We start from the raw sequence: 10,673 nt of genomic DNA, 5'->3' as shown, positions 1-10,673 counted from the left end.
GCGCAGGGATCAAGCCTGACCGCCCGGAGCCGGGCACGGTCGCCCCCAGCCCACAACCGCAACCACCGGCAAGCCCGAGCCCGGTCACCCCCAGCCCACAACCGCAACCACCGGCAAGCCCGAGCCCGGTCGCCCCAGCCCACAACCGCAACCACCGGCAAGCCCCGCAGGCCCGCCAACCCGCCACACCACCGAGCCACGAACGCCAGCCGAAGGCCCCGCACACCCGTCGGTCGCAGCCGGTTCAATCGCCCGTCCCCGGGTAGCAGTCAGGCAGGACCGACGGAGGGCAGCCAGACATGAAGGCGTTGACCTGGCAGGGCAAGCGGGACGTACGGGTCGAGGAGGTGCCGGATCCCCGGATCGAGGAGCCGACCGACGCGATCGTGAAGATCACGTCCACGGCGATCTGCGGCTCGGACCTGCACCTGTACGAGGTGCTGGGGCCGTACCTGAAGCCCGGTGACGTCCTGGGTCACGAGCCGATGGGCATCGTCGAGGAGGTCGGGTCGGAAGTGACCGGGCTCAAGCCCGGCGACCGGGTGGTGGTGCCGTTCAACATCTCGTGTGGCAGCTGCTGGATGTGCCGCCGCCAGCTCTACGCCCAGTGTGAGACGACCCAGGTGACCAGTGCGGGCAAGGGCGCGGCGCTGTTCGGCTACACCTCCCTCTACGGTTCGGTGCCCGGCGGGCAGGCCGAGTACCTGTGCGTACCCCAGGCCCACTTCGGACCGATCAAGATCCCGCAGACCGGCGCGGACGAGCGCTACCTCTACCTCTCGGACATCCTGCCGACCGCCTGGCAGGCGGTGAAGTACGCCGACACCCCGCCCGGCGGCACCCTGGCCGTGTTCGGGCTGGGCCCGGTCGGCCAGTTCTGCGCGCGGATCGGCCGGCACCTCGGCGCCGGCCGCGTCATCGGACTGGACCTGGTGCCCGAGCGGCTGGAACTGGCCCGCCGGCACGGCATCGAGGTGCTCGACGTCCGCGAGTTGTCCGACGTGCCGGGCGCGCTGATCGACCTGGTCGACGGGCGCGGGCCGGATGCCGTCATCGACGCCGTCGGCATGGAGGCGCACGGTTCGCCGGTCGGCAAACTGGCCCACGCGGCCGTCGGGCTGCTGCCGGACAAGCTCGCCCAGACGATGACCGACCGGGTCGGCATCGACCGGCTGAGCGTCCTGCACGCCGCGCTCAAGGCGGTCCGTCGCGGTGGCACCGTGTCCCTCTCCGGCGTCTACGGCGGTGAGGCCGACCCGATGCCGATGATGGAGATGTTCGACCGGGGCATCCAGCTGCGGATGGGGCAGTGCCACGTGCGCCGGTGGACCGACGAGATCCTGCCGCTGCTCTCCGGCGACGACGACCCCCTGGGCGTCGAGGACCTGCGCACGCACCGGCTGCCGCTGAGCGAGGCGCCGCAGGCGTACGAGATGTTCCAGAAGAAGGAGGACGGCTGCATCAAGGTCGTGCTGGCTCCGTGAGTCGGGTGGTGGTGGTCGCGGGCGCGACCAGCGGGATCGGCCGGGCGACGGCCCGGGCGTTCGCCGAGCGCGGCGACCGCCTGGTGCTCGCGGCCCGCGCCCCGCAGACCCTCGCCGAGGTACGCGAGGAGTGCGCGGACGTCGAGGTCCTGACCGTGGCGACGGACGTCACCGAGCCGGGCGCGCTGGAGGCGCTGGCGGATGCGGCGATCGAGCGGTTCGGCCGCATCGACGTGTGGGTGCACACCGCGGCGGTGATGGCCTACGGGCGCTTCGACGAGCTGCCGGAGCGGGTCTTCGAGCAGGTGGTGCGGACCGATCTGCTGGCCGCCGCGGGTGCGGCCCGGGTGGCGCTGCGGCACTTCCGGGCCACCGGCGCCGGCACCCTGATCCTCACCGGGTCGGTGCTGGGGCACATCACCGCTCCGTACATGAGCGCCTACGTGACGAGCAAGTGGGGGTTGCAGGGGTTGGCCCGGACGGTCCAGCAGGAGCTGCGGGACAGCCCGGACATCCACCTCTGCCTGGTCAACCCGGGCAGTGTGGACACCCCGGTGTACCAGCAGGCGGCCAACTACCTCGGTCGGGTCGGCCGGCCCCCGCCGCCGGTCGCCGGGCCGCAGCGGGTGGCCCGGGCCATTGTCGACTGTGTGGACCGGCCGCGTCGGGAGGTGTCGGTGGGCCGGCTGAACGTGGTGCTGCGGGCCGGTTTCACGGTGCTGCCGGGCGTCTACGACGTCCTCGTCGGGCCGTTGATGCGCCTGGCCGGCCTGAGCGGGCGGCCGGTCCCGGCGCACGACGGGACGGTCTTCGCCCCGAACCCGGCCGGCGAGTCGGTCCGCGGCGGCCACCTGCCCGACCTGCGGCAGTTCGCCCGCGCCGTGTCCGGGCCGGCCGCGCAGCTGCGCGGGGCGGCCGCCGGCGCGGTCGACGCCGTGCTGCGCCGACGCCACGGCTGAGGTGTTCGGGACTGTTCGGGACTTCTCTGGGGGCATCGTGCGTCGATCAACTCGCCTAGGGTGGTGGGCCGGCAAGCGCTCCGGCGCCCCACGACGGGAGAGACGATTGACCATCCGACTGAACCGCAGGACGGCACTCGGACTGGGCACAGTGGCCACCGCCGGTACGGTGCTCGGCGCGGCCGCCCCGGCCAGCGCCGCTGAGAGCACCGAGGCGGCACCGACCACCCCTGCCCGGGCCGCCAACCGGGTCGCCGCCGCCTTCACCAGGTACAGCACCGAGGCCGGTGGCAACTGGCAGGCGTACGTCAGCGTGGCCGACCCGGCGGGCCCGCCGGTCGTCGCGGTGGCGGCGGACCCGGACCGGCGGATCGAGGCGTACAGCGTCAACAAGATCGCGGTGGCCACGGCGGTGTTGGACAAGGTGGACCGGGGGCTGCTGGCGCTGGACCAGCGGGTCGACGTCACCGCGTCGATCGTGGTGCCGGGTGGCGATGGCATCTTCAGCCTCGACGGCGCGTACCCCAGCAGCGTGACCCTCGGGCACGTGCTGGCCAATCTGCTGACCGTCTCCGACGACACGGCGGTACGGCTGTGCGGGCTGGTAGCTCCCGCCGCCGAGATCAACTCGATTCTGGTCGGTAAGGGCTTCCCGAACACCCAGGTCGAGCCGGTGGCCAACCCGAACCGGTTCTTCCTCGGCACCAGCACCCCCCGGGAGACCCACGACCTGCTGCGCGCCCTGGTCGCCGGCACGCTGCTGTCGCCGGCCTCGACCGCGCACCTGCTCGGGTTGCTGCGCGCCCCGGTGGCCTTCACCGACGGCATCCGGCGCACCATGTCGTCGGACGAGCGGGCCCGCATCGCCACCAAGGCGGGCTGGTTCGCCGACGCCCGGCACGAGGCCGGGGTGATCTTCGACCGGGCCGGCGCGGCGGTGCTGACCTACGCGCTCTTCGCCGACGGGCAGGCCGACCCGGACAACTTCGGCGCGACCCACCCGGCGGTGCAGGCCCGGGCCGCCATGGGTCCGAAGTTCCTGGCGGCGGTGGACCGTCTCGGCGGCACCGGCACCGTCTTCCGGACGACCGCCCGCCGACCCAGCAACGGCGGCTGATCCCGCTGCCGGGTCGGTCGTCGGGTGACGACCGGCCCGGTGCGGGCCACCGCCGGGGCGGGAACGGCCGGGGGGAACTACCGTGTAGTGCGGGACACGGCGGAGGGACGGCGATGGCGCCAGCGGAACGCACGGACGGGCAACTGTCGCTCGGGCGACTGATGCGGGGAACGGCAGGGCTGGCCGCGCTCGCCGGCCTGGCCTGGGTGGCCCGGGACGTGCCCGCGGCCCTCGGCGGCCGGCTCGCCGGCGCCCGCGCCGAACGGGCGGCCCGCTCGCCCCAGTTTCGCGACGGCACCTTCCACAACCAGGCCGACACCCGCACGATGGTCGCCGCAGAGCCGGGTCGCAACCTGCTCCGGGAGCTGATCTTCGGCAAGCAGAAACGGCGGCCCACCGCGCCCGTGCCACTGCTGCGCCCCAGCGCGCCGCAGGCCGCCGCCGACGAGCTCAACATCATCTGGTACGGCCACGCTTCGGCGCTCATCGAGATCGAGGGTCGGCGGGTCCTGCTCGACCCGGTCTGGAGTGACCGCTGCTCGCCGTCCGGGCTTGTCGGCCCGCGCCGGCTGCACGAGCCGCCGGTACGCCTGGACGAACTCCCCCCGCTGGACGCGATCCTGATCTCCCACGACCACTACGACCACCTGGACCTGCCGACCGTGCGGGCGCTGGTCGCCGGGCAGTCGGCACCGTTCGTGGTGCCCCTCGGGGTGGGCGCCCACCTGGACCGGTGGGGTGTGCCCGCCGAGCGGATCATCGAGCTGGACTGGTCCGAGTCGCACCGGGTCGACGGGTTGGAGATCACCGCGACCGCCGCCCAGCACTTCTCCGGCCGAGGGCTGCGCCGCGACGGCACCCTCTGGAGTTCGTGGGTGGTCGCCGGGGCCCGACGCAAGGTCTTCTACACCGGTGACTCCGGCTACTTCGCCGGGTACGCGGCGATCGGCGCCGAGCACGGGCCGTTCGACGTGACGCTGATGCAGATCGGCGCGTACGACCGGGCGTGGCCGACCATCCACATGTTCCCGGAGGAGGCGGTCGACGCCCACCTGGACCTGCGCGGCGGCCTGTTCATCCCGGTGCACTGGGCGACGTTCAACCTGGCCCTGCACGACTGGTCCGAGCCGGTGAACCGGCTGTGGGCCGAGGCGAAGGCCCGCGACGTCCGACTGGCCGTGCCCCGCCCCGGCGAGCGGGTGGTCGTCGACGACCCGCCCGCCGTCGACGGGTGGTGGCAGTCGGTCGCTTGAGGCGTCGGGTCAGAGCACGAAGGCGTCGGTCCAGAGCGCGCCGGAGCGGCCGGAGAGCGCGTCCAGCATCGCGACCGCCTGACCGTCGGTGAGCTGCGCGACGAAGTCCACGATGGCGCGGCCCCGGGCGCGGCCGATCCGGTCCGGCGTACGCGGGTGCAGCTCCGCCTCGGCCAGCTCCACCAGGTCGTGCAGCCGGCGGGGCAGTCGGGACTCCTCCTCCGGGTCGAGCAGCCACTCCCACAGCGCCTCCACCAGGGTGCCCAGCAGCCGGGCCTGACCACGCTGGTGCAGGGCCAGGTCGGGGCGGGCCAGCACGAACCGGTGGTGGACGAACTTGAGCACCTGCACCTCGTGCCACTGCGCGCAGCCGAGCAGCACGTACCCGGAGCGCACCGACGGCTGGTCGGTCACCGTGATCGCCTCGACGAAGCGGGTCGACCAACGGGCGGAGAACCGCGACACGTACTGCTCCGCCTCGATCGAGCCGTCGAACGGCATCGCCAGCAGCCCGTCCACCAACTCCTCGCGGACGTGCTCGACCGCGGCGGCGAACGCCTCGTCGTCGGCGATCCACGCGTCCTTACGGTGCAGTTGGCGGCGCAGGCGTTCGATGGCGGCGCCGGGCCGCCGGGCGGCGGTGGCCAGCGCGGCATCGGTGATCGCCCGGAAGTGCCCGCTCTCGCGCTGCCAGGCCATCAGCTCGGCGGAGACCGACCCCTGCTGGAGCACACCGACCCGGTAGAAGTCCTCCACGTCGTGGATGGCGTACGCGATGTCGTCGGCGGTGTCCATCACCGACGCCTCCACGGTCTGCTGCCAGTCCGGGATGCGGCCGACGAACGGCTCCCGCGCCTGCCGCAGGTCGTCCAGCTCGGTCCGGTACGCCCCGAACTTCAACGAGCCGCTCTCCGGGTCGTCCGGGGGCGGGGTGGCGCCGCGGGGCGGCGGGTCCAGCAGGCGTGGGTGCGGGTCGGGGTAGTCCAGCCGCGTCCACGGGTACTTCAGCATCGCCGCACGGACCGCGGCGGTCAGGTCCAGCCCGGTGGTGGCCGCGCCCCCGATCTCGGTGCTGGTGACGATCCGGTACGACTGGGCGTTGCCCTCGAAGCCGTCGGCGAGGCCGAGACGCTGGCGGGCCAGCCGGTCGAGCACCCGCTCCCCCAGGTGCCCGAACGGTGGGTGGCCGAGGTCGTGGGCGAGCGCCGCGGCCTCCACCACGTCGGGGTCGCAGCCGCCGAGCTTGTCCAGCAGGCCGCGCCACCTGTCGTCGGCCGTCAGGCGCTCGGCGATCGCCCGGGCCACCTGAGCGACCTTCAGGCTGTGCGTCAGCCGGTTGTGCACCAGCAACCCGGAGCCGACCGGGCTGATCACCTGGGTGACCCCGCCGAGGCGGGCGAAGAACGGCGAACCGACGATCCGGTCCCGGTCGGCGCGGAACGGGTTGGCCGTGAGGTCGCCGAGGGCCCGGGCGCTGCCGCCGAAGAGCCGCCGGGTGCGCGACTCCGCAGGTGATTCCATGATCGCCACGCTAGCGCAGGCCCGGCGGGGCCGTCGCCGGTCACCCCGGCCGAGCGCGGCGGTTCGGTCTGCCGCCTCGGCCGGGCGCGGCGACAGCGCCCCGGGCCGCCCGGCAGAATGCAGGCGGTACCCACTCCCGAAGGCGGATCGAGATCGTGACCCAGTCTGTTCATCAGCGGATCGCCGACGAGCTCGGCGTGGCCGAGCGTCAGGTGCGGGCGGCCGTGGAGCTGCTCGACGGCGGCGCCACCGTGCCGTTCATCGCCCGCTACCGCAAGGAGGCCACCGGCCTGCTCGACGACACCCAGCTGCGCACCCTGGAGGAGCGGCTGCGCTACCTGCGGGAGCTGGACGAGCGGCGGGCCGCCGTGCTGGAGTCGATCCGCGGCCAGGGCAAGCTGGACGAGGCCCTGGAAGCGCAGATCATGGCCGCCGACTCGAAGTCGCGGCTGGAGGACATCTACCTGCCGTACAAGCCGAAGCGGCGGACCCGGGCGCAGATCGCCCGCGAGGCCGGGCTCGCGCCGCTGGCCGAGACGCTGCTGGCCGACCCCAGCCAGGACCCGAAGGCCACCGCCGCCGGGTTCGTCAACGCGGAGAAGGGCGTCGCGGACGCCGCCGCCGCGCTGGAGGGCGCGCGGGCGATCCTCATCGAGACCTTCGCCGAGGACGCCGACCTGATCGGCACGCTGCGCGAGCAGATGTGGTCGCGGGGCCGTCTGGTGTCGCGGGTACGCGACGGTCAGGAGACGGCCGGCGCCAAGTTCTCCGACTACTTCGACTTCTCCGAGCCGTACCCGAAGCTGCCCTCGCACCGGATCCTGGCGATGTTCCGGGGCGAGAAGGAGGGCGTGCTCGACCTGACCATGGACCCGGAGGAGGCCGGCGAGGCGGACGCCGTGCCGACCGGCCCGAGCCGGTACGAGGCGGTGATCGCCGGCCGGTTCGGCGTGTCCGACGCGGGCCGCCCGGCCGACCGCTGGCTGGCCGACACGGTCCGCTGGGCGTGGCGTACCCGGATCCTCATCCACCTCGGTGCCGACCTGCGGATGCGGCTGTGGCAGGCGGCCGAGGAGGAGGCGGTACGGGTCTTCGCCACCAACCTGCGGGACCTGCTGCTGGCCGCTCCGGCCGGCACCCGAGCGACGATGGGCCTGGACCCGGGCCTGCGTACCGGGGTGAAGGTGGCCGTGGTGGACGCCACCGGCAAGGTGCTCGCCACCGACACCATCTATCCGCACGAGCCACGTCGACAGTGGGACGCGTCGATCGAAACCCTCGCCCGGCTGGCCGGGGCGCACGGGGTGGAGCTGATCGCGATCGGCAACGGCACCGCCTCCCGGGAGACGGACAAGCTCGCCGGGGAGCTGATCGCCCGGCACCCGCAGCTCAACCTGACCAAGGTGATGGTCTCCGAGGCCGGCGCGTCGGTCTACTCCGCCTCCGCGTACGCCTCGCAGGAGCTGCCCGGGATGGACGTGTCGCTGCGCGGCGCGGTCTCCATCGCCCGCCGCCTCCAGGACCCGCTCGCCGAACTGGTCAAGATCGATCCACGGTCGATCGGTGTCGGCCAGTACCAGCACGACCTGTCCGAGGTGAAGCTGTCCCGGTCGCTGGACGCGGTCGTGGAGGACTGCGTGAACGCGGTCGGGGTGGACGTCAACACCGCCTCGGCACCGCTGCTGACCCGGGTCTCCGGGATCGGGGCCGGGCTGGCGGAGAACATCGTGCTGCACCGGGACGCCAACGGGCCGTTCCGGTCGCGGACCGAGCTGAAGAAGGTCGCCCGTCTCGGGCCGAAGGCGTTCGAGCAGTGCGCCGGCTTCCTGCGCATCCCCGACGGCGACGACCCGCTGGACTCCTCCAGCGTGCACCCCGAGGCCTACCCCGTGGTGCGGCGCATCCTCGCCAGCACCGGTCAGGACCTGCGCTCGGTGATCGGCAAGAGCGCGATCCTGCGCGGGCTGCGGGCCACCGACTTCGTCGACGACCGGTTCGGCCTGCCCACCGTCACCGACATCCTCGCCGAGTTGGAGAAGCCCGGCCGCGACCCGCGACCGGAGTTCCGCACCGCCACCTTCGTCGAGGGGGTGGAGAAGATCAGTGACCTGACGCCCGGCATGGTCCTGGAGGGTGTGGTGACCAACGTGGCCGCGTTCGGCGCGTTCGTCGATGTCGGGGTCCACCAGGACGGCCTGGTGCACGTGTCGGCGATGTCCCGGACGTTCGTCAAGGACCCCCGCGAGGTGGTCAAGTCCGGCGACGTGGTCAAGGTGCGGGTGCTCGACGTGGACGTACCCCGTAAGCGCATCTCGTTGACCCTGCGCTTGGAGGACGATCCCGCCGCGACCGGTGGTGGTCGGACGAGTCAGGAGGGGCGCGGCGGCCCGGCGCAGCGCGGTCCGCAGGGTGCGCGCGGCGGGCAGGACGGTCGCGGCGGGTCCGGTGGCGGCGCCGGCGGTCGCGGCGGGTCTGACGGTCGCGGCGCGTCCGGCGGTCGCGGCGGGCAGGGCGCACGGGGCGGGCAGCAGCGGCAGGGCGCTCCGGCACCGGCGAACGACGCAATGGCGGAGGCTCTGCGCCGCGCGGGATTGGCCTGATCAGCGCGATCGGTCAGCCCCCGTGAGGAGGCGCCCGGGATGCCCCGCATGGGCGGTCATCCTCGGCGCCTCCCAGGCCACCACCCCGCATTGACCGGCCCGCCGGCCCATTGGCGGGCCCTGTCGAGCTGCCCCATTCGTGGGGCGGGGCGAGCGAGCCCCACCCATGGGTGGGGCCGAGCTGTCCCGCCCGTGGGTCGGGCGAGCGGGCCCCAAGCGTGGACCGGGTGGGTCGGGGGCGAGCGGCCCATGGGTGGGGCAGGCCAGCCATCGACACGCCCTTAACGCCCGCCCACGAGCCCGGGCCCAGCCGCACGCACGACTTCCCGATTTCGGTGTAGATCTTGGACAGTTTCCGTTCGACGCGAACGGAAACTGTCCAAGATCTGGAGTTGTCGGCCTCGTCACCCGGCCCTGCCCCAGATCTGGGGCAGCTCGACAGGGGACGCTGGGGAAGGTTGGGTGCCGAGCGCGCCAGCCGTGACCGTGTCAGTCGGCCGCGGGGGCGAGCGAGCGACGGGGCGAGCGGGCGGCGGGCGGTGAGCGAGCGCACGGCGGGGCGAACGGCAAGCGAGCGCACGGCCGGGCGAACGGCGAGCCGACCGCGAGCGGGCGACGGGCGGCTAGGCAAGCGGGGGGGCGGGCGGGGCGAGCAGAGCGGGCGGAGCGAGCAGGGCGGGGCGGGCGGGCGGGGCGAGCAGGGCGGGGCGAGCAGGGCAGGGCGGGGCGAGCAGGGCGGGGCGGGGCAGGGCGGGGCGGGGCGAGCAGGGCAGGGCGGCGGGCGGAAACGGGTCGCGTGTCCGTGGCGGTCTGGGTGATGATCTCGCGGTGCGGATGCATGCCGACCAGATGGACGTGAGCGCGGACGTTGTTGCCGCGCTGGTGGCCGAACAGTTTCCGCGTTGGCGGGGGCTGCCGGTGCGGCCCCTCCGTTCGGCCGGCACCGTGAACGCCCTGTTCCGGCTCGGTACCGAATTCGTGTTGCGGTTTCCGCTGCGCCCCTCCGCCGACCCCGCGCTGCGCGACGAGCTGCGGCGGGAGCAGGAACACGCCGTGCTACTCGCCGCGCACCTGCCGATCGCGGTGCCCGAACCGCTCGGCCTCGGTGCGCCGGGCGACGGCTACCCCGGGTCGTGGACGGCGTACCGGTTCATCCCGGGGGAGACGGCCCGGGCCGACCGGATCGACGACCCGGACGTCTTCGCCCGTGACCTGGCCGCCGTCGTGGTCGCCCTGCACGGCATCGACACCGGCGGACGGTCGTGGCCGGGGTCCGGCCGGGGTGGGCCCCTGACGGACCAGGATGCCGGCGTACGGGCCGCCCTCGCCATCAGCGGCGAACTCACCGACACCGACGCGCTCGCCGAGGTGTGGGACCGGTGCCGCAACGCGCGCCGGAACGATCCGGCCGACGTGTGGATCCACGCCGACCTGATGCCGGGCAACCTGCTCGTCCGCGACGGGCGCCTGGTCGCGGTCATCGACCTGGAGTCGGTCACGGTCGGCGACCCCGCGGTGGATCTGATGCCGGCGTGGAACCTGTTGGACCCCGGGCCACGGGAGACGTACCGGCGGGCGTTGGGCGTGGACGACGCCACCTGGGAGCGGGGGCGCGGCTGGGCCCTGGAGCAGGCGATCAACGCGCTGCCGTACTACGTCGACACCAACCCCGTGATGGCCGGCATCGCCCGGCACACCCTGCGGGCCGTGCTCGACTGAGTCGGGGCGTACCGTCGGCT

At 73.7% G+C, this 10,673-nt stretch carries 7 protein-coding genes; 6 read left to right on the top strand and 1 reads right to left on the bottom strand.

Annotated elements, in window-relative coordinates:
- Positions 1-299 precede the first annotated feature (299 nt).
- From ACLQ27_RS22440 to ACLQ27_RS22425, 4 genes are all read left to right on the top strand, one after another.
- Positions 300-1,484 carry a zinc-dependent alcohol dehydrogenase gene (locus ACLQ27_RS22440; RefSeq protein ID WP_425868493.1) on the top strand — a complete coding sequence of 395 codons (1,185 nt, stop codon included), beginning with the start codon at positions 300-302 and terminating at the stop codon, positions 1,482-1,484.
- Complete coding sequence (locus tag ACLQ27_RS22435; protein ID WP_357574390.1) at positions 1,481-2,443, top strand: SDR family NAD(P)-dependent oxidoreductase; 963 nt, start codon at positions 1,481-1,483, stop codon at positions 2,441-2,443. Before ACLQ27_RS22440 ends, ACLQ27_RS22435 begins: the two co-directional genes overlap by 4 nt.
- Before the next feature lie 106 nt (positions 2,444-2,549).
- Positions 2,550-3,560, top strand: coding sequence for a serine hydrolase (locus ACLQ27_RS22430; protein ID WP_425868492.1), 1,011 nt, complete (start codon positions 2,550-2,552; stop codon positions 3,558-3,560).
- A gap of 113 nt (positions 3,561-3,673) precedes the next feature.
- The gene (locus ACLQ27_RS22425; RefSeq protein WP_425868491.1) at positions 3,674-4,813 is read left to right on the top strand and encodes an MBL fold metallo-hydrolase; all 1,140 of its coding nucleotides are present in this window, start codon (positions 3,674-3,676) and stop codon (positions 4,811-4,813) included.
- A gap of 9 nt (positions 4,814-4,822) precedes the next feature.
- On the opposite strand, the gene ACLQ27_RS22420 is transcribed toward ACLQ27_RS22425, so the two are convergent.
- The gene (locus ACLQ27_RS22420; protein WP_234587873.1) at positions 4,823-6,334 is read right to left on the bottom strand and encodes a deoxyguanosinetriphosphate triphosphohydrolase family protein; all 1,512 of its coding nucleotides are present in this window, start codon (positions 6,332-6,334) and stop codon (positions 4,823-4,825) included.
- Positions 6,335-6,489: 155 nt separating this feature from the next.
- Here ACLQ27_RS22420 and ACLQ27_RS22415 point away from each other — a divergent pair, with 155 nt between their 5' ends.
- Positions 6,490-8,934 (top strand): Tex family protein, encoded by a 2,445-nt coding sequence (locus ACLQ27_RS22415; RefSeq protein WP_425868490.1) that lies wholly within the window; start codon positions 6,490-6,492, stop codon positions 8,932-8,934.
- An 834-nt stretch (positions 8,935-9,768) separates the two neighbouring features.
- A complete protein-coding gene (locus ACLQ27_RS22410; protein ID WP_425868702.1) occupies positions 9,769-10,653 on the top strand; it encodes an aminoglycoside phosphotransferase family protein in 885 nt (294 codons plus the stop codon).
- Positions 10,654-10,673: the final 20 nt, after the last annotated feature.

It is taken from the genome of Micromonospora sp. DT63 (genome assembly GCF_049841615.1).
Classification (GTDB): domain Bacteria; phylum Actinomycetota; class Actinomycetes; order Mycobacteriales; family Micromonosporaceae; genus Micromonospora.
The sequence above is the reverse complement of the archived record's forward strand: the minus strand, read 5'-3'. Positions and strand labels throughout refer to the sequence as shown.

Bases quoted from the DNA above. Each gene is read 5' to 3' on its own strand.
- ACLQ27_RS22440 (WP_425868493.1), top strand. From the start codon at position 300: ATGAAGGCGTTGACCTGGCAGGGCAAGCGGGACGTACGGGTCGAGGAG.
- ACLQ27_RS22425 (WP_425868491.1), top strand. From the start codon at position 3,674: ATGGCGCCAGCGGAACGCACGGACGGGCAACTGTCGCTCGGGCGACTG.
- ACLQ27_RS22420 (WP_234587873.1), bottom strand. From the start codon at position 6,334: ATGGAATCACCTGCGGAGTCGCGCACCCGGCGGCTCTTCGGCGGCAGC.
- ACLQ27_RS22410 (WP_425868702.1), top strand. From the start codon at position 9,769: ATGCATGCCGACCAGATGGACGTGAGCGCGGACGTTGTTGCCGCGCTG.